This is a genomic window from Bacillus sp. LNXM65, from assembly GCF_002998575.1.
Classification (GTDB): Bacteria; Bacillota; Bacilli; order Bacillales; family Bacillaceae; genus Bacillus.
Genome location: NZ_PVRB01000001.1, coordinates 671,977 through 694,696 on the forward strand (window position 1 = coordinate 671,977; position 22,720 = coordinate 694,696).

Genomic DNA, 22,720 nt, shown 5'->3' on the forward strand with positions numbered 1-22,720 from the left:
ATATCCCCTCTTTCTCTTTGTTTCTTTCAATCTATGGGCTTCTGCTTCATAACATGAACGAATAAAGGAACAGACGCTTTTATCTAAAAGCGTCTTTTGATCCTAATATCACTCTCCATCTACCTGTGCCCATTTCAAATCGATATACCCAACGGGGTGGCGGACAATTCCCTTCACGCCTTCTTTTTGTAAATGGACTTGGTTATAAAAATGAATCGGAATGATCGGTGCTTCTTCAATGAGAAGTGCCTCTGCATCATGAAGGAAGCTGTTTCTCTTTTGTTCGTCTGCTTCCTGGCTCGCTTTTTTGATCAGCTGATCATAGGTATCATTAGACCATCCTGTCCGGTTCATGGCATTCCCTGTTTGGAAGCTCTCTAGGAAGTTGATCGGATCTGCATAGTCTGCTAAAAATGAACTTTGTGAGAATTGGAATTTCAGCGCCTTTTGATCTTCTGCAAATACATTGGCTTCCATGTTTGCAAGCTTCACATCTACACCTAACGCTTCTTTCAGCTGCTGCTGGATGGCTTCCGCTTTTTTCTTGTTCTCAGGCTTTGTACTATATGTTAATGTGACGGCTGGCAGTTTCGAATAGTTCTCTTCTTTCAGCCCTTTTTCTAATAGCTTCGCAGCTTCACTCTTATCATTCTTCACAAGATCACCGCCAGCTTCTCTGAAATCCTCACCCTTTGAATCTAGAATGCCTGGCGAGACGAAAGCGCGTGCTGGCTTCTCTTCATTTTTCGTCACATAATCCACAATATCTTGCGGGTTGATCGCCATTTGAAAAGCTTTGCGAATGTTCTTATTTTGAAATGGTTCTATGTTCACATTCAGACGATAAAAGAACAATCCAGCCTGGTCTTCAATTTGTACATCTTTATTTTTCAGCAGATTTTCACTTTGCTCTGCTGGAACAAAGGCAGTATCTAAATCTCCTGATTGATACATTTGATAGTCTGTGTTTCGATCACTGATCATCAGCCACTTCACCTGATCCAGCTTGACTGTTTTTTTGTCCCAATACGTCTCACTTTTTTCCATTGTGAAGCTCTCATCATGCTTCCACTCTGTCAGCTTGAACGGTCCATTTCCGACAAAGGTTTTGGCGTCTTTTGCCCAGTTTGGATCCTTCTTAGCTACCTGTTCATTGACTGGGGAAAAGGCAGGGTTTGCGGTCATATTTAAGAACGATTTCTGCGGATAAGCCAGTGTGACCTTAAGCGTTTTGTCATTTACAGCACTGACTTTCACGTCTTCTTTCTTGCCTTTTCCACTGTTAAATGCCTCTCCGCCTTCAATCATGTACGCTAAGAACGATGCAGAAGAGCCTGTTTTCGGATCAAGCAGCCGTTTCCACGCATATTCAAAATCACTCGCTTTCACTGGATCACCATTTGACCACTTGATGCCATCTCTTAAATGAAACGTGTACGTTTTTCCATCCTCTGATATCTCCCATTTTTCCGCCATTGCAGGAGATGGTTCGTGCTTTTCATTCAGTCTTGTTAACCCCTCCATTAAGTTATTGAGTCCTTGCCACGATACATTATTAAAACCAATCGGCGGATCAAACGACGTCGGTTCATTTTCGTTATTTAAGGTTAACACTTTCTTTTCACCTTTATTGCTTGATGATCCTTTCCCTGCTTGCTCATTGGCTGTACATCCTGCGAGCAGCATGATCGTGAACAAACATACACTGATGATCCACCCTTTTTTTCTCATCAAAAACTCCCCCTTTGTGTTGAAGATAAAACCGTTTGATTCGCTCGCTCATCTTGGAGCCAGCAATGCACTGTATGGGTAGGTGACCGCTGCGTTTCATGCGGCATGATATGATCACACACCTTCATGGCGGCCGGGCAGCGATCTGTATAAGGACAGCCCTTTGGCGGAGCAAATAGATCAGGCGGGCTTCCTTCAATTGGAATGAGTTCATCTTTCATATCAAGTCTTGGAACGGATTGTAGAAGTCCTTTTGTATAAGGATGCTGCGGACTGTAAAAAATATCTCGCCTCGTTCCGACCTCCACCATTTTCCCCCCGTACATGACCGCCACTCGGTCTGCGACTTGGGCGACGACCCCTAAATCATGTGTGATTAAAATAATGGTGACACCTGTTTTTCTCTGAATCTCTTTAAACAGCTCTAATATTTGTGCCTGTATGGTCACATCCAGCGCGGTCGTCGGTTCATCTGCGATCAGCACTTTGGGCTCGCAAATCAGTGCCATGGCAATCATGAGCCGCTGCCTCATTCCCCCGCTGAACTGGTGAGGGTATTGCTTTAACCTTTCCTTCGGCTGCGGAATGCCGACCAAATCAAGCATCCGAATGGCGGCTTCTTTCACTTCTTTTTTCGTCAGCTTTTGATGCTCCTTTGCCGCCTCCATGAGCTGGTCGCCTATTGTCAAGGTTGGGTTCAGTGCGGTCATTGGATCTTGGAAAATCATCGAGATATCGACACCTCGTATGGCGCGCATTTCTTTTTCAGATAATGACAGCAAATTGCGGTCTTCAAACCAGATTTCTCCCTGATCGACATGAGCGCTGTATGCCGGCAGCAGTCTCATAATGCTTTGTGAAGTCACACTTTTCCCGCAGCCTGATTCTCCCACAATGGCAAGGGTTTCTTTTTCATATACATCCACATTCACTCCGCGTACCGCTCGAACTGAACCGCCATATGTCCGAAAGCTGACGTGCAGATCGATGATTTGTAGAACTTTTTTCAAAGCGCCATCACCTCTTCATCTTTGGATCAAGCGCATCTTGCAAGCCATCACCTAAATTGTTAAAGCAAAACATCGTGAGTGAAATAAAAAACGCAGGGAAAAATAAACGCCACCAATGTCCGTTATCTGACAGCACTGTCGGCAGCGCATCATTGGCCATCACGCCCCAGCTTGCAAACGGTGCTTGGATGCCTAAACCAAGAAAGCTTAAGAACGCTTCAGCAAATATCGCGGTCGGCACAGTCAAGGTCATCTGAACGATAATCGGCCCCATCGTATTCGGCAGCAGGTTGCGGCGAATGATACGCAGGCTCTTTGCACCAAAGGTTTTTGAGGCAAGGACATATTCCTGGCTTTTCAGCTGAAGAACTTGACCTCTTACGATTCTTGCCATTCCAATCCATCCGGTGACAGTGAGCGCTACAATAATGGTGACAAGCCCTGGCCCCATCAGGACCATTAATAAAATGACAACGAGTAAATAAGGAAGACCGTAGAGCACCTCGACAATTCGCATCATGACATGGTCATATCTCCCGCCCTTATAACCGGCAATCCCTCCATAAATCACGCCGATGGCAAAATCAATAAGGGCTGCCATGACGCCTACGAATAACGAAATACGCGCCCCGTACCATGTACGCGTAAACACATCTCGTCCAAGCTCATCCGTTCCGAACCAGTGAGCAGCTGATGGAGGCAGATTTTGCATCGAAAGACGTTGCTCTGTCACACTATTAGGCGCAAGCAATGGGCCTAATAGCGCCATGATAAAAAGAAAAATCAGTACCGATAGACTAAACATCGCAAGCTTATTTTGCTTCAGCCGTCTCCACGTGTCTGCCCAATACGAAAGAGAGGGTCTTTTAATGGCATGGGCCTCCGTTTTCTTTTGCTCTCTCGGAGAAAACCATTCGTCTGGCACTTCATGATGCGGATTCGGTTGATCCTGCTGTAGGTGTATACTCATGCCTTTCCTCCTTTCTGATGCAGCTGAATCCTTGGATCAAGCAGGCGATACGCCACATCGACAATGAAAAGAAGTGTGATTAAAATAATGCTGTAAAAAACAGTAGTCCCCATGATGACAGGATAATCACGGTTGTTAATACTCTCGACAAAGTATTTTCCCATTCCAGGAATCGCAAATATTTTTTCAATGACAAAACTTCCTGTTAAAATGCTTGCGACAAGTGTCCCAAGAATGGTCACAACGGGCAAAAGCGCATTTCGAAGCGCATGTTTAAATACAATTTTAAAGGGAGAAAGTCCTTTTGCCTTGGCAGTGCGAATATAGTCCTGCGACAGCACTTCAATCATGCTCGATCTTGTTAACCGGGCAATAATGGCCATTGGACCGACAGCAAGAGCGATGGTTGGCAGCACCATGTGCATCGGACTTGTCCACATCGCTGTAGGAAAGAGTTTCAAATTCACAGCAAGCTGCTGAATTAATAAGGTAGCAAAGATAAAGTTTGGAATGGATATACCGAAAACAGCAATGGTCATGGCGATATAATCAATCAAGCCATTATGCCGGAGGGCAGCCATGACCCCGAGCAGGATGCCGGAGATGACAGCAATCAATATTGAGATAAGACCAAGTTCTAATGAGACTGGGAAGCCTCTTGCCAATAGATCATTGACACTTTCTGAAGGCTTTTTAATGGAAGGACCAAAATCAAAGGTAACGATGGATTTTAAATAGATGACATATTGAACATACAGTGGTTCATCTAAGTGATAGTAGCTTTCGAGGTTTCGCTGGACGGTTTCGTTTGTATTTCGTTCTTCATTGAAGGGCGATCCTGGGATGACCTTCATTAAAATAAACGTTAAAGTCGTAATCGTTAAGATCGTGGCAATCATCGCAATAAAACGCTTGAGCAAAAAGCTGGTCATCTGCCGTCTCCCCCTCGCTTAACAAAATGTTGTACGTGCGGCAAGCTCTGTCATGACAAGCATCGCTTGGTAGGCTTCTAATATATTCTCTGCTTGATACGTCACCGTTGTTGTTCCTTCTATGATGGCAGTACCCGGCATTAAATTCGCCCATTCAGCTTGTCCATAATTGGCAAACTCAATCTTCAGCAGCGGCTGATCAGGAGGCGTCAGCGGCTTGATGTGATGAATCCGTTTCATTGCGGCTTCCACTTGCTGCGAGATTTGTTGATTGACTTTGGCAGGCGTGAAACATTTCACAGCAGACCTTGATATGGTCTCTTTCACTGCTACTGTTTTCACACCAGGCATCAGCTTTTCCGCTTCAAGTGCTGCTTGATCATCTCCGCAAACAAGAATCACCGGCACACCATAGTAGCCTGCAACATACGCATTAAAGCCCATTTCACCAATTGGGTGATCATTTATGTAAAAATGTCTGACACCAAAAATCATACTGTGAGACATCACGCCTTTCATAGATGCCCTCGCATGATAGCCTAAAAAAACAGCAGCGTCATAGGTTTGATCTAATCCTTGCACCATGGAATAAGGCTTGACGTCACCAGATATAAGAGCAGCCTCTTCATGCAGCTCTTCGATCAACAGATTATTCATTTTAGAATGACTGTCATTGACCAAAATATCGGTTGCACCATGCTGAAGAAGTGCCTCTACACAGGCATTCACTTCACCTGTCATGATCTTTCTGCCCCGTTCATAATTGTGCTGACGGGCATCGACAAATGTATGATCAGCTAGACCAGTAATCCCCTCCATATCAACAGATACATAGAGTTTCATCCCCATCCCCCTTTAATTAAACTTAAAATTTGTGTATATTTTTCTAAATTTTCTAAAAAATTATATGATTACTTGATTGATTTTTCAATACAATGTCTGAAAATAAGGAAATTAGACTCAGATAATACAGGTCAAAAGGCTTTATGACAAAGGATTTTTTTAACAAATAAAACACCACTAACTATGTCTTTAGTGGTGTTTGTCAGCTTCGTTAATCTGCGATTTCAGCTGTTCATATTTCTTCATGGTTTGTGTAAATAGATCATCAAACATCTGAGGTGCCTGCTTTTGAATGACCTCAGCGCCTTCACCTGTAATGCCCCCTTTTGTCGCCACTCTATCGACGGTTTCAGCAAAGGTGAGGCCGCGTTCTACAAGGACTTGACCTGTGCCTAAGAGGGCATACGTTAAAAATTCGTACGCTTCCTCTAAGGAAAGCTCACTATTTCTCACAGCAGCTCTCGCCATTTCTTCAAAAAGAGCAGCGATAAAACCAGGAGAAGAGCTCGTCAAATTACTCGCCGCATCAAACCGGTCTTCCTCTACTTCACGGACGATGCTAAAAGCTGAAAGGAGACGGTGCAAACGCGCCTTTTCTTCCTGACCTGCGGTTTCACCATGCGCAACGAGGGATACGCCCGTTCCAACAGCTGACGTGAGCGTTGGGATGTATCTGGAAACTGGTTGAGTCGTATGCTTTGATAACTTGTCTAACGTCACAGCCGCGGCTACTGACACAATATGTACCGATTTGGCTGCTGAAGGCAGTTGATCGAGCACATCAAGTACAACAAGCGGCGGCACGCAGACAAAAAGTACATCACATGAGGCAGAAAGTTCGTCTAATGAGCAGATATTTATTTCTTGATGCTTGTCTTTGAGCTGATGCAGGCGGTCCGTTTCACTTCTTGTATGGATCATGATTTGATGGGCATTGAGTACCTCTTTTTCCAGCCATTTTTGCACCATCATATCAGCCATGCTTCCATATCCAATCATTCCAATTGTCTCCACAGTTTAATCTCCTCTATTTTGCTTAGATTCACTACTTATTTTAACAATTTCCCACAATGTTTTCATTTTTATCCCACACTTTTTTCTTAAGATATAGTCAGTATCCACCACATAAGGTAAAATCCCTCGAACCATACATGAAAAATTGAAGAAAGAGAGTGATTCGAATGACACATCACAAAAATGAAAAACACCCTTCTCATGAACTTCAAACAATTGAACAGCCACAAAAACAAAAGAAGAAGCCCAGTGGCTGGTTTAAGCCATTCGTCAGCGGCATTGTGGGTGGTACGCTAGCATTAGGTGTCTACGTCCTTACGCCATATGCCCAGCACGCATCAGACAACACAGCAAACGATTCAGCAGCAAAAACAGAAGCTGTATCGACAAATGATACGAGTGCCAATTCGTCAAAAACAACCGCCGTCCAAACATCACATTCATCGAGCAGTATCTCAAGCATGGTCGAAAATATATCACCAGCCATTGTCGGCATTACAAACTACCAAGCGCAAAGTCAAACAGACATGAGCTTTGGCGATTTCAATACGCCTTTTGATGAATCACAGCAAAACAAAAACAGTCAAGAGGAAAAAACAGGTACAGGCTCAGGGGTGATTTTCAAAAAATCCGGAAGTAAAGCCTATGTCTTAACAAACAACCACGTCATTGAAGGGGCAAATAAACTAATGGTTTCCTTGCACGATGGCAAAACTGTTGAAGGAAAACTGGTCGGAGCTGACCCCCTGACTGACCTAGCGGTTGTAGAAATTAGCAGCAGTCATGTGACAAAGGTCGCGGCATTAGGCGATTCCTCCTCGCTGCGTGCTGGGGAAACCGTCATCGCGATCGGAAACCCGCTTGGTGAAGATCTATCAAGAACGGTGACACAAGGAATTGTCAGCGGTGTCGACCGAACAGTCTCTATGAATACATCAGCTGGCGAAAGCAGCATTAATGTCATTCAAACAGATGCAGCCATTAACCCAGGTAATAGCGGCGGCCCGCTTCTTACGACAGACGGAAAGGTTGTGGGGATCACGAGTATGAAAATCTCTGAAACAGGTGTTGAAGGCATTGGATTCGCACTTCCAATCAATGATGTCAAACCAATCGCCGATCAGCTTCTCGCAAAAGGAAAGATTGAACGTCCATATATCGGCATCAGCATGCTGGATCTCGAACAAGTCCCAGATGTGTATCAGAAAGAAACACTCGGGCTCAAAAGCAGTCAGCTCGATAAAGGCGTATACGTCAAAGAAATTGCCGCAGGCTCACCTGCCGCCAAAGCTGGCTTTAAGTCAGAGGATGTCATTACCGCCATCGATGGGAAACAAATCAAAACCGGAAGTGAATTACGTCATGAGCTATACACGAATACAAAAGTAGGAGACACCGTGAGCATCACACTCATTCGAAACGGAAAAGAAGAAACAAAGAAGGTTACATTAATACAATCTGAATCTAAGCAGGTAAGTTCCTAAAGCAAAAAGCAGCTCATCATGAGCTGCCCAGATTGTTGACAAAGGGCTAAAATCATCTTGATTTTAGCCCTTTGTCTTCTTTTCAGCGTGATAGAAAACCTTTGCAGTCTAGGAAAGGCGAGCACCGGAACGGAGCGAATTGAACATTCGTGAGTACCGGAGCACAGCCCTGACAAAGAATGCGAGGGTTTGTCTACTCGCTGAGCAGCTCATGAATGAGCTGCTTTTTTTATGATGACTGAATTGGCGTTAATCTTTGTTCTATTTCTGCTCGTTTGTGCTCTAGAAATGGCGGAAGGGCTAATTGATCACCAAGCTCATCTACCCCTTCATCGACTGTAAACCCAGGGCCGTCTGTTGAAATTTCAAATAAAATACCATTCGGCTCTCTAAAGTAAAGGGCTTTAAAGTAGAAACGTTCCACAACACCTGAGTTCGTGAAGCCTGCTTTTGATATTTTGTCATACCATTTTTCCAGCTCCTCTGCATCTTCCACGCGAAAAGCTACGTGATGCACACTTCCTCTGCCGGAACGCTCAGAAGGTCCTTCAGCTTTTTCGATCACATGAATTTCTGTTCTAGCACCGCCATTTCCTGACTCAAAAATGGTCACGATCTCACCGTCATTTGATTGTTCACGCGCTCTTTCAGTGAAGCCAAGGATGTCTGTTAAAACACGGATCGTTTTGTCCGCTTCTGCAACGGTTAATTCAACTGGACCCAAACCTCTAATTGCAAACTCTGCCGGAATATCGTCATGCACTGGCGGTGAACCCGCTTCTTGTGCGTTCGGTTCTACTGTTAAAAATAGCTGCTGCCCTTCTGGATCTTGAAAACGCAAGGCAGGTCTTCCGCCTCTCAAGGAAGCCGTTTCTTGCTGCACACCTGTCTCATCAAACCGCTTTTCCCAAAATGAAAGTGCTTCCTCAGAAGAAACGAGAAGGCCTGTGCTTGTGATGGCGTTTGTTCCTTTCAAACGACGGGCAAGCATTGGAATTTCAAAGAAGGTGAGCTCCGTACCCGGTGAAGCAACCTCATCTCCATAAAACAAATGATACATAGATGGGTCATCCTGATTGACAGTTTTCTTTACAAGTTTTAAGCCAAGAATCTGGCGGTAGAAATCAACATTTTTTTGAGCATTGGCTGTTAATGCCGATACGTGGTGAATCCCATTGATTTTCATTACGTTCACTCCTATTTCAAAATATCTCGAATTCAAGATAAAATCCTTATGAATAAAATAGGTCATTTTTCAAGAAAAGTCAACCATTTGGCTGCACGTTTACTGGAAGTTCGGTTTCTGGCGATTAAATTAACATTAAATCGTAAATATTCTTTTATTGTTCGTTTTTAATGCAACATTCACCCTGATATCTCCAATAAACGAACACTTTTAAATACAAATACGAAAATCAGAAAATTTTTTTAATTCTTGTTTTCCTAAAATCGTATTACAATGAACAAAATACATGTCACAGTAACGTACGAAAGTGATGCAGGAGGTCGTGTGTAATGAACAAAGAACAACCAGCGTTAAAACAGGACATCGGCTTATTTTTTGCCCTATCTCTTGTCATCGGGACCATTATCGGGTCCGGCGTCTTTATGAAGCCAGGCAACGTCCTTTCCTATTCAGGAAGCTCAGACATCGCCTTATTTGCTTGGCTGCTAGGTGGAATTTTAACCCTTGCAGGCGGACTGACTGTTGCTGAAATTGGTACACAAATCCCTCGGACTGGCGGATTGTATGCTTATCTTGAAGAAGTGTATGGTGAATTTTGGGGCTACTTATGCGGCTGGGTGCAGATTATCATTTACGGACCTGCCATCATTGGAGCGCTCGGTCTTTATTTTGGTTCATTATTAGCCAATTTATTTTCTCTTTCTTCTTTATGGTCGACAACAATTGGCATTATCACTGTTTTATTTTTATGTTTGATCAATATTATGGGAACGAAATACGGCGGTTTTGTACAAGGGCTGACCACCATCGGAAAGCTTGTCCCGATTGCCGCTATTATTGTGTTTGGCTTATGGAAAGGAAACGAAAATATCTTTATGGCTGTCAACGAGAGCATCGCTCAAATGAACTTCGGTGCAGCGATTTTGGCTACGTTGTTTGCCTATGATGGCTGGATATTGCTTGCAGCACTTGGCGGTGAAATGAAAAACCCAGAGAAGCTGCTTCCTCGTGCAATGGCAGGCGGGATTTTAATCGTCACGGCTTGTTATCTCTTTATTAATGTCGCTCTTTTGCACGTGTTACCAGCAGATCAAATCGTCCAGCTAGGTGAAAATGCGACAAGTACTGCTGCGACAATGCTCTTTGGACCAATCGGCGGTAAGATCATAAGTATCGGAATCATCATTAGTATCTTTGGCTGTTTGAACGGAAAGGTTCTTTCATTCCCACGTGTGATTTTCGCGATGGCTGAACGAAAGCAAATTCCTTTCGCAAACGCGATTTCGCGTATTCACCCTACCTTCAAAACACCTTGGATTGCTGTATTTGTGCAAATTTTGATCGCCATTGTGTTTATGATCGTCAGTAATCCAGAAAAGCTGTCAGAGGTTTCGATCTTCATGATCTACATCTTTTATGTCATGGCCTTTTTCGCAGTCTTTAAGCTGAGAAAACAAAATAGCGGAATGGAGCGTGCTTATAGCGTACCACTTTACCCGCTCACACCGATCGTTGCGATTATCGGTTCTTTATTCGTCTTAATCAGCACCATGATCACCGACTGGAAAAGCTGTCTAATCTCCATGCTGATCGGGATTGCTGGACTGCCTATTTATTATTATATGAAAAAAGCACAAAAAAAAGCAGAGCGCTAAACAGTGCTCTGCTTTTTTTCCTTCTTCTCAGCGTGATAGAAAACCTTTGCAGCCCTAGGAAGGACGAGTACCGGAGCGGAGCGAATTTGACATTCGTGAGCACCGGCGCGCAGAACTGACAAAGAATGCGAGGGTTTATCTACACGCTGAAGCAGAGCGCTAAACAGCGCTCTGCTATTTTTTATATTGCTTGATCACTTTGTATGATTCGTTTAAATATCTCATGAGCCGGTATGGCTTACTAAGCACGCGGATTGGGAGTCTTGAGATAAATCCATTCAAATTCGCCTTATATTCCTGCGTCATCCGCTTCGGCTTTGTCGCAATTTTTTCGTATACTTCTTTGTAAAATTCCTTCATGATGTCGACTTGCACACTGATCTTCTGATGACACTCTGTACACTCAACGCTTTTCATCTGATCATTCACATAAACGATGCTGTGGAGGGTCTCTTCTTGGCACCGAGTACAATGTAGGTTTGCTTCCATTTCGGTTTTCTTCAAGATACACAGCTCCTTTCTCGTTTGATGTTGCTCTTTTTATACAATTCGATTGCTATCAGCCGTTTATTGGACGGAAGCTTCCTTTAAAATGGCTGCCGCCGTTAGTTCGTCTGTCACCAGCACTTGAATGAAGCCGCCATTTAAAGCCCCTAAAATACTTTCAGCTTTATGGGTTCCTTCTACAACAGCGATGACCGTTTTGACACTCTTTAACTGCTCCAGTGATAAACCAATGACCTTTTGGTTCAGTTCATCTTGGACAGGTTTGCCTTGACCGTCAAAGAAACGAAAGCCAATATCACCAACAGCCCCTGATTGCCTTAAACCAGATAAATCCTCTTCCTTTAAGTAACCAACTGTTTTTAACGTTGAACCTTTATGCGGGTTGCCAATACCGATGAGGGCAATATCTACATTTCTACCTTCTTCAAGCACAGCTTCTATATCCTGCATTGCCATAAGCCGCTCTTTTAATTCTTCTGTTTCTAAAATCGCCGGAGCATATAAATAGGAACACGTGCCATTCATTTTCTTTGCCAGCTCATATGCCAGCTGATTGGCATGAATGTCAACTGCCTGCCTGCCCATTCCGCCCTCTAATGGAATGACCTTCACATCGTTTCTTCGCTCAAACGGGTATTCCTTTACAAGCTCAGCCAGTGTGGTTCCCCATGAAATGCCGATTTTCTCCGCATCTTTCATGTTTTTAGATAGATAATAGGCGCCTGCTTGACCGACTGCCCGTTTCACCATCTCAGACATTGTCCCGACACTTGGGACAACGACAGCATCTGTTAATTGAAATGTTGTTTCTAGCTGCTTTTCCAGCTCCACCGTATGAATACTTTCGTCCTTAATGTACACCTCAACGATTCCCACATCTTTTGCTTTTTGTAAGAGCTTTGAAATGACTGGTCTTGAGACATTGAGCTTTTTTGCGATTTCCTGCTGCGTCCACCCGTCTGTATAATAAAGATGAGCAACTTTGACGAGCTGTCGTCTTTCTTCCCAATTCAGCATGTGACATCATCCTTTTAATATACTATGATTCCCAGTATACCAAACATTCGTTTCTAATTGGAACAATTGTTACGAAAATGACAAAAAGAGCGATTACCTCTCCGCTCTTTTTCCCTCCGTATATTTTGGCTGATACGTTCTCCCGCCGTCTAGCAGGATAATTTGTCCGTGCAAATAGCTTCCCTCGTCACTTGTGAGAAATAAAGTGAGTCCTGCGATATCCTCAGGTCTTCCTAATCTCCCAACAGGTATAAGCGATTGCAGCTGCTTTTTCTCCTCCTCAGTAGGATAAAGCGTATCAAGCATTTGAGATTCAATCACACGGGGTGCAATCACATTGATACGCACATGGTGTGCCCCTAATTCCTTTACAAGCGAACGCATCAGGCCAAAAGCACCTGCTTTTGAGGCGTAATACTGAATTCCGCCGCCTGAGCCAGTTATAGCAGATCCTGATCCAATCATGACAATGCTTCCTTCTTGCCGCTCACATATATAAGGTGCTGACGCTTTGATGCAATAATAAAGACCATACAAGTTCACAGCCAGTGTCTTTTTCCAAAGTGAAAAATCGACTTCTAAAAAAGGAAGTGATTTTGTCATCCCTGCTGAATACACAAGATGAGCAATGCCGCCGAGCTCCCTTTCAGCTGCTGAGATCATCTGCTGAACACTTTCCCACGATGAAACGTCAGCTTGAAATGTCAGCAGCTCAGAGTGCTGTTTTTTTAAAAGTGAAAGTCCTTGTTCATCTATATCGGACACAGCCACTCTGTATCCTTCTTTTAAAAAACGCTCGGCAATTTCCTTTCCAATCCCTTGGGCACCACCAACGATGAGAACTGGTTTTTGATCATTAGCCAGCACTCTCACCCCCATCAAGCATAATCGCTGCACCATCTGTAAATGCGCCATATGATGTACTTAAAAAGACCGTCATATGGGCCACAGTCTCCTTGATTTGCTCTGTGACAGGAACCAAATGGAGAGGAGGCGGCAATAGGGCGAGCACACGGATACCTTTGTCTTTAAATTCTCGCGCCAGCCCTTTTGTCATGGCATTCAGCATAGAATTCGATGTAGCATGTGAGATCCCGCCATCACCTGTAATACTGCCTGATGACGATATATTAATAATACAGCCTTGCTTCTGGTCCACCATGTGCCATACGGCGGCTTGACTGGAAAGAAAGACAGTATTCACAGCTGATTCCACTTCGTCCACCCATTTATCAGGGTGAGCGGCATCAAGCTCCGCTTCCGCTCCTTGCGCTGCTTGATTGACCAAAATATCTAGTTTCCCGCATGTATCGATCACTTGCCTCAGCATACGCGTGGCATCACGCGGTGTTTCTAGCGGGTTCATGATGATACTCGCCTGACCGCCCATTTTTTGAATGTCTTCATAAATGGATCTAGCCTTTGATTCATCATAAAATGTGTGTAAAAAAACATGTGCACCTGCCCGGGCTAAAGCCAGGCAGATGGCTTCTCCAAATCCATCTGTGCTACCTGTCACAAGTGCCGCTTTCTGATGAAGCTGGACGTGCACATGCATCTCCTCCCTATCCCTTGTTTGGCATTTATTTTCTCAGCTTACTCACGATATCAAGAGCTGCTTCATAAAAACCTTCTGAGATGGTCGGATGCGGATGAATCATTTTCGCCATCTCTTCTGCTGTTCCTTCTAAATACATAAAGGAGGAAGCTTCTGAAATCATCTCTGTGACGTGCGGACCAACCATCGTCGCGCCGATTACTTCACCATATGCTATATCGTACACCAATTTAATAAAGCCTGATTGAACACCTGCCGCTAGCGCTTTACCGCTAGCCGCTAAATCAAATCGTTCTGTTTGTACGTGAAGCCCTTTGGCTTTTGCCTCTTTCTCCGTAAGACCGACACTTGCTACCTCTGGTAATGTATAAATACATCTAGGCATAATATCAGCATTCATTTTTTCATGCTCACCACAAATATTGCTGACTGCAACGGCTGCCTCTGCCATCGCCGCATGAGCCAGCTGATAGCCGCCAGCGACATCCCCAACTGCATATACACCCTCAGCACTTGTCTGCATCTGATCATTCACCTTGATAAACGGACCATCCAGTTGAAGATCAAGCTGGCTAACAGCTGATACATTCGGTCTTCTTCCAACGCAGACAAGCAGTCTTTCCGCCGTAAAGATGTGTGTCTCCCCTTTATCATCTGTTGCATGAACCGCTTTGACTCCTTCGCTTTCCGTTACCTCTGTCACAGTGGTTTTCTTCGCGATATGGATGCTCTTTTTCTTCAATTCTCTTTCTAGCAGCTTAGATGCTTCTTCATCCTCTTGCGGAATAATGGACGGTGCTGCTTCAATAATGGTGACTTTTGATTGAAGACTCTGGAAAATACAAGCAAGTTCAAGCCCAATGACACCTCCGCCAATGATGACGACAGAAGCTGGGATATCTGAGATGTCAAAGATCGTATCACTTGTATCAAATTGAATGTCTCTAAGCCCCGGTATTGGCGGAATGGCCGGTGTAGATCCGGTGGCAATGATCAGTTCTTTCGTTTCAATCGATTGTGATCCACCTTGTTTTTCAATCTCAATCCGATGCTTTGTCACAGCTGTGCCTCTGCCATTATACACATCAATCTTTCCTTGCTTTAATAAAAAGGCGATTCCGCCTCTGAGCTTTTCAATGACGTCATCTTTGCGCTTTCTCATTTTATCGAAGGAAAGGATCATGTCACCTGTTTCGATTCCCCAGCTTTTCGCCTTCTCTATTGATTCAATGACTTCTGCATGTTTCAGCAGGGTCTTTGAAGGGATACAGCCTCGATTTAAACAAGTACCGCCTAAAAAATCCTCTTCAATCAAAGCAACCTTCCGTCCGCGCTCAGCTGCTTGAAGGGCGGCAGTATACCCGCCAGGTCCTCCGCCAATGACTGTCAGATCATACGTTTTCGTCATCCGATTCATCTCCTACATTAGCAATTCAAATGGTTGTTCAAGCACTTTTTTAAGGTCTGTTAAAAAGGCAGCCGCTGGTGCGCCATCTACGACTCGGTGATCAAACGATAAACTGACACCCATCATTGGCCGCACCTGAATCTCTCCATCTACCACAACAGGTTTATCTTGAATGCGTCCTACACCTAAAATTGCCACTTCTGGCTGATTAATAATCGGGGTAAAAGTATCAATGGCATACATGCCTAAGTTACTAATCGTAAAAGTGGACCCTTTCAGCTGGTCTGGCAGCAGTTTTTGATCACGTGCGTTTTTGCCAATTTCTTTCGCTTCTTTTGTCAGTTGTTTTAATCCTTTTTGATTCGCATGAAAAATGACTGGTACCATCAAGCCGTCTTTCACCGCAACAGCGAGACCAATGTGTACATCTTCATGGAAATGGAGCTCATTTTGTTCAAATGTCATATTGATATGCGGGTGGCGCGTGAGTACATGGCTGACCGCATGAATGATGATTTCTGTAAACGACAATCGGTAGCCTGTCTCTTTTTCAATCGCTGGCAGTAGCTGCTGACGCACTTCTTTTGCTTTCGTCATATCAATTTCACTTGTTAATGTGACGTGCGGTGCTGTAAAGGCACTTTGTGACATGCGATCAGCAATCACTTTTCTCATCCCAGCTAGTTTTTGTGTTTTCACAGGCGAAGCCTCTGCTGTTTGTGCTGCTGCTTTTACATCACTCTTCATGATTTTGCCATGAGCGCCAGATCCAGAAACTGCTGCTAAATCGATTCCTTCACGAGCAGCGACTTTTTCTGCAAGCGGTGAGACGCGCTGGTCTTTCTCGCTAGAATGAACGACTGCCTCGACGTCCCGCTTTTGGACTCTGCCTTTTGGCCCTGTGCCAGATACCTCTTGAATCGCCACATGATGATCCTTTGCCGTTTTTCTCGCTGCGGGCGTGGCACGTACTTTTTCATCAGATGTTTTTGGGGCTTCAGTAGAACTGGATGAAGCTGTGTCTGGTGAAGACGATTCGCCGCTTTCTGAGGAATCTTCATCTGCCTGTGCTGGCGGCTCACTTGGTACCTGTTCATTTGCCTCTCCGATATATCCAATGACAGCATTAACTGGAATTTGATCATCAGCTTCGTAGTATTTCTTTAGAAAAATGCCGTCATCATAGGCTTCCACCTCGATGTTGATCTTGTCTGTCATAATTTCAAAAAGAGGCTCACCGATTTCAACCGAATCTCCTTCTTCTTTAAACCATTGAAGCAAGGTTCCGATCTCCATCGTACTGCTTAGCTTCGGCATAAATATCTCTTTTGGCATGATCTTCTCCCCTTTATTTAAGAGCGTACAAGCTCTTTTGCTGCTTCAATAATATCTGGTACTTGTGGAATGACCGCTTTTTCCAGTGTCGGGTTGTATGGTATTGGGACTGCAAGACCGCCAAGTCGTTTAATCGGCGCATCTAAGTAGTCAAACGCTTCACTTTCCGCTATCATACTTGCAATCTCTCCGCCGTAGCCGCCTCGTTTGACCGCCTCATGAACCACGATACATTTACCTGTTTTCTTCACAGATTCGATTATGGTTTCTTCATCTAATGGGACGAGTGTTCTTGGATCAATGATTTCAACATCGATTCCCTCTGCTTCTAGTTCCTTCGCCGCTTCTAACGCTTTGTGTACCATAATCGCTGTTGCTACAATCGTGACGTCCTTCCCGCTTCTTTTCACATCAGCTTTCCCTAAAGGAATCGAATAAGGCTCTTCAGGCACTTCGCCGATTGTTTTATATAAAAGCTTATGCTCGTAGAAAATGACAGGGTTGTCATCATCCATTGCTGCTTTTAAAAGTCCTTTGGCATCATAAGCTGTTGAAGGCTGAACCACCTTTAGTCCCGGAATATGAGCCATCCACGCTTCTAAGCTTTGTGAATGCTGCGCTGCGGCACCCGTCCCTGATCCTGCTGGTGTTCTCACAACGAGCGGCACTTTTCCTTTTCCGCCAAACATGTATCGTGTTTTGGCCGCTTGGTTTACAAGCTGATCCATCGCGATTGTAATAAAGTCAGAGAATTGAAGTTCTAAAATCGGACGCATACCGGTCAAAGCCGCTCCGACTGCGCCTCCTGCGATGGCTGCCTCTGAGATCGGTGTATTACGTACACGCTCTGGACCGAATTCTTCAATCATGCCGCGCGTGACCCCAAAAGCGCCGCCATATACGCCGATATCCTCACCTAAAATGAATACATCTTGGTTCTCTCTCATTTCCTGACTCATAGCCTCTCGAACGGCTTCTAAATATGAAATCTCTCTCACTGTTGTTTTTGTCACGTGATTCCCCTCCTAATTAGGCGTATACATCCTCTAATAGTGTATCGATTGACGGTTCTTTACTGTTTTTGGCGAATTCAACAGACGCTTCAATTTCCTGTTTCGCTTTTTCCTGTAAAACCGCTGCCTGCTCTTCTGTCAAAACATTCAGTTCAATCAAGAGAGACTTAAAGCGTTTGATTCCGTCTTTTTGTCTCCACTCTGTTTCTTCTTCACGTGTACGGTATTTTTTCGCATCACTCTTAGAGTGACCCTTCCAGCGATACGTTTTCATTTCAATAAGTGATGGACCTTCTCCAGCTCTTGCGCGTCTGACTGCTTCATCTACTGTGTTCATAATCTCGACCATGTCATTTCCATCAATTGATTTTCCTGGTATTCCGTAGCTTTCTGCTCTTGTTGAAATGTCTTCAATGTTGATCATTTCTTTTACAGGGCCAGACATGCCGTACTGGTTGTTTTCACAAATGAACACAACAGGCAGATCCCAAATGGATGCAAGATTTAGCGCTTCGTGAAAGCTGCCTTCATTTGTGGCACCATCTCCGAAGAAACAAAGAACAACAAAGCCTTCCTGTTTCATTTTAGATGTAAGTGCCGCGCCTGTTGCCAGCGGGATACCGCCGCCAACGATTCCATTTGCGCCAAGGTTCCCTTTTTCTAAATCAGCAATATGCATCGAGCCGCCTTTTCCTTTGCAATAGCCAGTCTCACGTCCGAATAGTTCTGCCATCATTTTATTGACCTCTGCACCTTTTGCAATACAGTGACCATGTCCACGGTGTGTGCTGACGATCTTATCTTCATTCTTTAATACGGCAATCGATCCAACAGCTGACGCTTCCTGTCCGACACATAAGTGAGTGGTTCCATGGATAAGTCCTTTGGCAAAGAATTGATCGACCTTTTCATCAAAATATCTCACTAACCACATTTGTTTATATAAATCTGCTAATCTCTCATGACTAATCTGTTCAGGCAAAGTGATTTGTTTTTGCATTTCTTCTCTCCCCTTTACATTTGTTCTTATATGTTACATTTGTAATTATCATACGTTTAAGTATCATTGAAGTCAAGCAATTCTCTTTCATTTTTAAGCGTTTTCATTTTTTGTCAGAAAAAAGAGAAAGGCAAGCCCTTTTCTAAAGAACTTCTCTTTCTCTTCCAATCTCCCATGTTCTCATTCATCTGGATACATCATGATTTTGACACTTTCTCCTTCAGGGTGCCTTGCACATTCTATCGCTTGAAGCAGCTGACTTAACGGATAACGGTGCGTCACCATATTTTCTGTGTTGACTACTTTTGCCCTTAGAAGCTCAAGGGCTTCACGATAGTGATAAGGATGCGAGGAATAGGCTCCTACGACTTTCACTTCATCATGGAAAAACCGATCAGCCGGAATGGAGACGTCTCCCTTTGGAAAATGAGCAAACACTAAAATCGTTCCACCTCTCGCTACCGCTTGAAACGCTTCTTTTAAAAGTGCACTGCTCCCAACAGATATCATGACGAGGTCTGCTCCCTTTCCATTTGTTTCTCTCATGACCCGGTCTTCCACCGGCTCAGAGGCTGGATGAAAAGCAACATCTGCACCTAAATTTCTCGCTTGCAGCAGCCGGTTCTCATTCACATCCGTTATCATCACTTTTCCAGCCAAGTAATGTTTGGCGAGCTGTAGTTGGATACAGCCAATTTGCCCTGCTCCAAGGATCAGCACAGAATCTCCTGGATGAACAGGTGCTCGTTCAAACCCGTGGAGACAGCAGGCGACTGGCTCCACCATTGCCCCTTGCTCATATGAGACGTCCTTCGGGAGCTTGCCCATTGTGTGCTTGACATGCAATGCAGGTACGCGGATATACTCTGAAAACCCGCCCGGCTCTACATTAGTGGCCGCAAACTGCGGACACATTGTATAAAATCCCTTTTGACAAAAGTCACAGGTAAAGCAAGGCACATGGTGCGCAACATAAACCCTGTCTCCCGTTCGGATATTTGTCACATGCTTTCCGGTTTCAACAATATCACCAGCGATTTCGTGCCCTAGCACCGTTCCAGAGGGTACCGTCTCATGTGTTGCCTTGTAAATATCCGTGCCGCATAAGCCGCAGGCACGCATTCTTAATAGCACTTCATCATCACCAATCGCAGGCCGGTTCCGCTCCTCATACCGAATGTTCTCTGAAGAATAAAAGACAGCTGATTTCATGTAGCTGCATCCTCCTTTTCATCACCCTTCGCAAAATCCTGCAACGTTTGCACAAGCTGCTTGTACTCACTCATCTCACTGGATATCCAGTAACGTCCTCCGAATATGCGCGATGGGCCCACCCTGACATAGACTTTCCCGATATGAGGATATGGCTTGATAAAAAGCTTTCCTTTAATATCAGAGACCGCATATGTGTGCCATCTGCCAAAAGCTCCGATTTTCAGCTTATCTTCACTAATGATGACGTTTGTCGGCTGGTTCAGTCCAGTAATACTAGAAAGCATGAGGATAGGCAGCGTATAAACGCCTAACACAGCTAACGGCTCAGGTCCTGCTGACATTAACGTATAAAGAGACCAGAGGAAAAACAGACAGATGAGCACGGCTGGAAGAAAAATGGACAACACTGCAGACGTTCGGCTATAAGCATGATGCTGCATGAGACGTCCTCCTTTCAGGTAAATGGAAGGAGCCGCGAAAGCTCCTCAATGGAATGAGTGCTTACTTAATATGATCTATGATTTTTTCAATATCATCTTCAATGCCAAATCCGGTTAAAAAGGATAATGTTTGAATCACAGGCGTTCCTTTTGTGTCACTCACTGGCGTGGTCGTCACGATTAAATCGGCGCCCTCCGCTTTTTGCGGGACTTCAGATGCCTTACACTGTTCCACCACGACATCATAGCCTTTTTCCTTTAACGTCTCTTCGACCTTCTTTGCAACAACCGTCGATGTGGCAACTGCCGTTCCGCATGAAACCAATATTTTCTTTGCCATGAGAATCCCTCCAGCTCGTTTATTGTTCTTTCTGATCTAAGCCCATTTCTTTCGCATACTGCTTTTTAATATCATTTCGCACCCAGTACCATAGAAGCGCATAAGCCAGAGCACAGATGATGGCTGCAATAAAGTACGGGTTGCTCGGATCAAGAAGTCTCACCATGATCCAAGGAATGACGTGGGAACCAAGGTCAATACCTGAAATCATGTTGGCCCCTTCTGGGAAATCAAAGCCGACTGCTTTCCCCATTGTTGTCGCAAGCGGTGCGAGATTCGTTGCGATAAAGAAGACAATCATCAATGTAAAAATGCTGTTAATAAGACCGCGAATAATATTTCCACGAGCGGCTGCTACTGCCCAAACAACTGTAAATGGAAGAACCGATAAGTCTGCAAACGGGAGCATGCCATTGTAAGGCAGAACGACAGCAAGTAAAATCGTAATCGGCACCATGAGAAGGGCTACCGCCATATTCGCCGGATGACCAATCACAATCGCTGTATCTAAACCAATATAGACATTTTTCCCAGGGAAACGCTTTTGAATATAAGAACGAGCGCCCTCAGAGATTGGAATAAGACCTTCCATTAATAACGCAACCATTCTTGGCATTAGTACAAGAACTGCTGCCATTTGAATACCAAGCGTCATGACGCCTTTCGCATCATAGCCGCCTAGAAGACCAATAATGATACCAAGTATGAGACCCATCACAAGCGGTTCGCCAAAAATGCCAAAACGTTTCTTCAATGTTTCTGGATCAGCATGAATTTTGTTTAAGCCAGGGATCTTGTCAATGATACGGTTGGACGCATACATAAGCGGCGCGAAGTTGACCGTTTCAGCATGAGCCATCGATACGCCTTTTAATCCAAAATGGTGTTCGATTGTCGGTGCCGTCCAATCGGCTAATTTAAGCGTGATAGCAGAGACGATTAAACCAACAGCAAGGGCCAAGAACATATTATGATAAGCGTAGTAAGTCACGGAGGCTGCGAAAATCAAATGCCAGAAGTTCCAAATATCCACATTCAGCGTTTTCGTAAAGTTAACGGACAATAAGATGACATTTAACAAAAGCACAAGAGGAATCATCAAAGGGGCAACGGGTGTACCAAAGGATATAGCAGCTCCAATCGGCCATCCAACATCCAAAATATCGAGCTTTAGCCCAAGGGAATTAACCATGGCTTTTGCTGCTGGCCCAAGGCCGCTCACAAGCAAATTAATGACAAGGTTGACGCCGACAAATCCAATTCCGATCGTAATACCGGCTCGGAAGGATTTCTTAAAGCCTTGCCTTAAAATCATACCGAAAATCGTCATAATAATCGGAAGCATAATAGTTGGCCCAAGGTCTAATATAAAATCGACAACTTGCTTGATCATACATCCACCTCCTGGATTTCTCAAATAAAGCGCTTACATTATTTTTGTGAAAGGCTATTGGTTTAATTCTTGCTCAAGCACGGCAACCGCTTCTTCATACGATGTCATGTGAGACAGCCTCGTCATCACCTCTTCTTTTCTAAAAAGTGTCATGAGCTTCTCTAACATCACGAGCTGCTTACTAGGTTCAGAGATTGCTAGGACGAACACAATTTTGGCTAGCACAGTTTCATCAGGGCTCCCCATCTTGTGAAAGATAACAGGTTCCTTTAAAGTGGCTACACTAATCGCAGGTTTGTTCACATGCTCAGGATCTGTATGTGGAATCGCTACCCCAAAGGTCGCAAGTGGAAGGCCCGTAGGATATGTTTTTTCTCTTTCAAGTACCGCTGGTAAAAAGCTCGACTTAATATATCCTCCCGCTTCTAATCGCTCCGCTAAATATGTGGTCACCTCCTCTCTCGAAGATGCATCGTACTGCAGCTTGATCAGCTGTTCATCTAACTCAAACAAGTTGTTCAAACAACCACCCCTTTCATTTGGCATAAATATGAACACATGTAACAAAAAGAAAGAACATTTTGGAATAGAACCTTTTATAAAGCGCTTACAAATATAATTAACGAAAAATGTTCAATGTTGTTACCTTTGTAAAGATATTATAATATT

At 44.2% G+C, this 22,720-nt stretch carries 22 protein-coding genes; 2 read left to right on the plus strand and 20 right to left on the minus strand.

From position 1 onward, the window contains the following. Positions 1–108: 108 nt before the first annotated feature. The 6 genes from C6Y03_RS03375 to proG all read right to left on the minus strand — a co-directional run bounded on the left by C6Y03_RS03375 (position 109) and on the right by proG (position 6,500). Positions 109–1,731, minus strand: a complete 1,623-nt coding sequence (locus C6Y03_RS03375) for a peptide ABC transporter substrate-binding protein (RefSeq protein ID WP_106038817.1) — start codon at positions 1,729–1,731, stop codon at positions 109–111. Beyond that, a complete protein-coding gene (locus tag C6Y03_RS03380) occupies positions 1,731–2,741 on the minus strand; it encodes an ABC transporter ATP-binding protein (protein ID WP_034663040.1) in 1,011 nt (336 codons plus the stop codon). Before C6Y03_RS03380 ends, C6Y03_RS03375 begins: the two co-directional genes overlap by 1 nt. 7 nt (positions 2,742–2,748) lie before the next feature. Further along, entirely contained in the window at positions 2,749–3,711 is a 963-nt protein-coding gene (locus tag C6Y03_RS03385; protein WP_044138912.1) for an ABC transporter permease, read from the minus strand. Next, complete coding sequence (locus tag C6Y03_RS03390) at positions 3,708–4,643, minus strand: ABC transporter permease (protein ID WP_034663045.1); 936 nt, start codon at positions 4,641–4,643, stop codon at positions 3,708–3,710. The genes C6Y03_RS03385 and C6Y03_RS03390 overlap by 4 nt, the downstream gene beginning before the upstream one ends. A gap of 18 nt (positions 4,644–4,661) precedes the next feature. Further along, positions 4,662–5,486 carry a M55 family metallopeptidase gene (locus tag C6Y03_RS03395; RefSeq protein WP_106038818.1) on the minus strand — a complete coding sequence of 275 codons (825 nt, stop codon included), beginning with the start codon at positions 5,484–5,486 and terminating at the stop codon, positions 4,662–4,664. Positions 5,487–5,675: 189 nt separating this feature from the next. Next, complete coding sequence (gene proG, locus C6Y03_RS03400; protein ID WP_106038819.1) at positions 5,676–6,500, minus strand: pyrroline-5-carboxylate reductase ProG; 825 nt, start codon at positions 6,498–6,500, stop codon at positions 5,676–5,678. 167 nt (positions 6,501–6,667) lie between these two features. Here proG and C6Y03_RS03405 point away from each other — a divergent pair, with 167 nt between their 5' ends. Then, positions 6,668–7,984, plus strand: coding sequence for a S1C family serine protease (locus C6Y03_RS03405; protein ID WP_066030999.1), 1,317 nt, complete (start codon positions 6,668–6,670; stop codon positions 7,982–7,984). A 229-nt stretch (positions 7,985–8,213) separates the two neighbouring features. Here C6Y03_RS03405 and C6Y03_RS03415 read toward each other — a convergent pair whose 3' ends face one another. Beyond that, complete coding sequence (locus tag C6Y03_RS03415; RefSeq protein ID WP_106038820.1) at positions 8,214–9,170, minus strand: ring-cleaving dioxygenase; 957 nt, start codon at positions 9,168–9,170, stop codon at positions 8,214–8,216. 329 nt (positions 9,171–9,499) lie between these two features. Between C6Y03_RS03415 and C6Y03_RS03420 the strand changes: the two genes are divergently transcribed. Further along, entirely contained in the window at positions 9,500–10,825 is a 1,326-nt protein-coding gene (locus tag C6Y03_RS03420) for an APC family permease (protein WP_034663056.1), read from the plus strand. A gap of 174 nt (positions 10,826–10,999) precedes the next feature. On the opposite strand, the gene C6Y03_RS03425 is transcribed toward C6Y03_RS03420, so the two are convergent. The 13 genes from C6Y03_RS03425 to C6Y03_RS03485 form a co-directional block, all read right to left on the minus strand. Continuing rightward, positions 11,000–11,329, minus strand: coding sequence for a hypothetical protein (locus tag C6Y03_RS03425; protein ID WP_008358910.1), 330 nt, complete (start codon positions 11,327–11,329; stop codon positions 11,000–11,002). Between the two features lie 63 nt (positions 11,330–11,392). Beyond that, positions 11,393–12,349: a sugar-binding transcriptional regulator gene (locus C6Y03_RS03430; RefSeq protein WP_034663059.1), complete on the minus strand. Its 957-nt coding sequence runs from the start codon at positions 12,347–12,349 to the stop codon at positions 11,393–11,395. A 93-nt stretch (positions 12,350–12,442) separates the two neighbouring features. Beyond that, complete coding sequence (locus C6Y03_RS03435; RefSeq protein WP_106038821.1) at positions 12,443–13,228, minus strand: SDR family NAD(P)-dependent oxidoreductase; 786 nt, start codon at positions 13,226–13,228, stop codon at positions 12,443–12,445. Further along, positions 13,206–13,907 carry an SDR family NAD(P)-dependent oxidoreductase gene (locus C6Y03_RS03440; protein WP_223260714.1) on the minus strand — a complete coding sequence of 234 codons (702 nt, stop codon included), beginning with the start codon at positions 13,905–13,907 and terminating at the stop codon, positions 13,206–13,208. Before C6Y03_RS03440 ends, C6Y03_RS03435 begins: the two co-directional genes overlap by 23 nt. Positions 13,908–13,932: 25 nt before the next feature. Then, on the minus strand, positions 13,933–15,315 hold the full coding sequence (gene lpdA / locus C6Y03_RS03445) for a dihydrolipoyl dehydrogenase (RefSeq protein WP_106038823.1): 1,383 nt from the start codon (positions 15,313–15,315) through the stop codon (positions 13,933–13,935). A gap of 12 nt (positions 15,316–15,327) precedes the next feature. Further along, complete coding sequence (locus tag C6Y03_RS03450) at positions 15,328–16,650, minus strand: dihydrolipoamide acetyltransferase family protein (RefSeq protein ID WP_106038824.1); 1,323 nt, start codon at positions 16,648–16,650, stop codon at positions 15,328–15,330. A 17-nt stretch (positions 16,651–16,667) separates the two neighbouring features. After that, entirely contained in the window at positions 16,668–17,648 is a 981-nt protein-coding gene (locus C6Y03_RS03455; protein WP_034620051.1) for an alpha-ketoacid dehydrogenase subunit beta, read from the minus strand. Between the two features lie 31 nt (positions 17,649–17,679). Next, positions 17,680–18,663, minus strand: coding sequence for a thiamine pyrophosphate-dependent dehydrogenase E1 component subunit alpha (locus C6Y03_RS03460; RefSeq protein ID WP_106036720.1), 984 nt, complete (start codon positions 18,661–18,663; stop codon positions 17,680–17,682). A 180-nt stretch (positions 18,664–18,843) separates the two neighbouring features. Continuing rightward, on the minus strand, positions 18,844–19,875 hold the full coding sequence (locus tag C6Y03_RS03465) for an alcohol dehydrogenase catalytic domain-containing protein (RefSeq protein WP_106031538.1): 1,032 nt from the start codon (positions 19,873–19,875) through the stop codon (positions 18,844–18,846). Then, complete coding sequence (locus C6Y03_RS03470; protein WP_003211419.1) at positions 19,872–20,318, minus strand: hypothetical protein; 447 nt, start codon at positions 20,316–20,318, stop codon at positions 19,872–19,874. The genes C6Y03_RS03465 and C6Y03_RS03470 overlap by 4 nt, the downstream gene beginning before the upstream one ends. A 61-nt stretch (positions 20,319–20,379) precedes the next feature. After that, the gene (locus C6Y03_RS03475) at positions 20,380–20,658 is read right to left on the minus strand and encodes a PTS sugar transporter subunit IIB (protein WP_003212259.1); all 279 of its coding nucleotides are present in this window, start codon (positions 20,656–20,658) and stop codon (positions 20,380–20,382) included. 19 nt (positions 20,659–20,677) lie between these two features. Then, on the minus strand, positions 20,678–22,051 hold the full coding sequence (locus C6Y03_RS03480; protein ID WP_060596069.1) for a PTS galactitol transporter subunit IIC: 1,374 nt from the start codon (positions 22,049–22,051) through the stop codon (positions 20,678–20,680). 54 nt (positions 22,052–22,105) lie between these two features. Then, positions 22,106–22,573, minus strand: a complete 468-nt coding sequence (locus C6Y03_RS03485) for a PTS sugar transporter subunit IIA (RefSeq protein WP_060596068.1) — start codon at positions 22,571–22,573, stop codon at positions 22,106–22,108. Between the last annotated feature and the right edge of the window lie 147 nt (positions 22,574–22,720).

What these genes read in the sequence shown, in the direction of transcription:
- C6Y03_RS03375 (WP_106038817.1), bottom strand. Translation starts at nt 1,731, where the DNA reads ATGAGAAAAAAAGGGTGGATCATCAGTGTATGTTTGTTCACGATCATG.
- C6Y03_RS03385 (WP_044138912.1), bottom strand. Translation starts at nt 3,711, where the DNA reads ATGAGTATACACCTACAGCAGGATCAACCGAATCCGCATCATGAAGTG.
- C6Y03_RS03390 (WP_034663045.1), bottom strand. Translation starts at nt 4,643, where the DNA reads ATGACCAGCTTTTTGCTCAAGCGTTTTATTGCGATGATTGCCACGATC.
- C6Y03_RS03395 (WP_106038818.1), bottom strand. Translation starts at nt 5,486, where the DNA reads ATGAAACTCTATGTATCTGTTGATATGGAGGGGATTACTGGTCTAGCT.
- C6Y03_RS03405 (WP_066030999.1), top strand. Translation starts at nt 6,668, where the DNA reads ATGACACATCACAAAAATGAAAAACACCCTTCTCATGAACTTCAAACA.
- C6Y03_RS03415 (WP_106038820.1), bottom strand. Translation starts at nt 9,170, where the DNA reads ATGAAAATCAATGGGATTCACCACGTATCGGCATTAACAGCCAATGCT.
- C6Y03_RS03420 (WP_034663056.1), top strand. Translation starts at nt 9,500, where the DNA reads ATGAACAAAGAACAACCAGCGTTAAAACAGGACATCGGCTTATTTTTT.
- C6Y03_RS03430 (WP_034663059.1), bottom strand. Translation starts at nt 12,349, where the DNA reads ATGCTGAATTGGGAAGAAAGACGACAGCTCGTCAAAGTTGCTCATCTT.
- C6Y03_RS03435 (WP_106038821.1), bottom strand. Translation starts at nt 13,228, where the DNA reads ATGGGGGTGAGAGTGCTGGCTAATGATCAAAAACCAGTTCTCATCGTT.
- C6Y03_RS03440 (WP_223260714.1), bottom strand. Translation starts at nt 13,907, where the DNA reads ATGCATGTGCACGTCCAGCTTCATCAGAAAGCGGCACTTGTGACAGGT.
- lpdA (WP_106038823.1), bottom strand. Translation starts at nt 15,315, where the DNA reads ATGACGAAAACGTATGATCTGACAGTCATTGGCGGAGGACCTGGCGGG.
- C6Y03_RS03450 (WP_106038824.1), bottom strand. Translation starts at nt 16,650, where the DNA reads ATGCCAAAAGAGATATTTATGCCGAAGCTAAGCAGTACGATGGAGATC.
- C6Y03_RS03460 (WP_106036720.1), bottom strand. Translation starts at nt 18,663, where the DNA reads ATGCAAAAACAAATCACTTTGCCTGAACAGATTAGTCATGAGAGATTA.
- C6Y03_RS03465 (WP_106031538.1), bottom strand. Translation starts at nt 19,875, where the DNA reads ATGAAATCAGCTGTCTTTTATTCTTCAGAGAACATTCGGTATGAGGAG.
- C6Y03_RS03470 (WP_003211419.1), bottom strand. Translation starts at nt 20,318, where the DNA reads ATGCAGCATCATGCTTATAGCCGAACGTCTGCAGTGTTGTCCATTTTT.
- C6Y03_RS03475 (WP_003212259.1), bottom strand. Translation starts at nt 20,658, where the DNA reads ATGGCAAAGAAAATATTGGTTTCATGCGGAACGGCAGTTGCCACATCG.
- C6Y03_RS03480 (WP_060596069.1), bottom strand. Translation starts at nt 22,051, where the DNA reads ATGATCAAGCAAGTTGTCGATTTTATATTAGACCTTGGGCCAACTATT.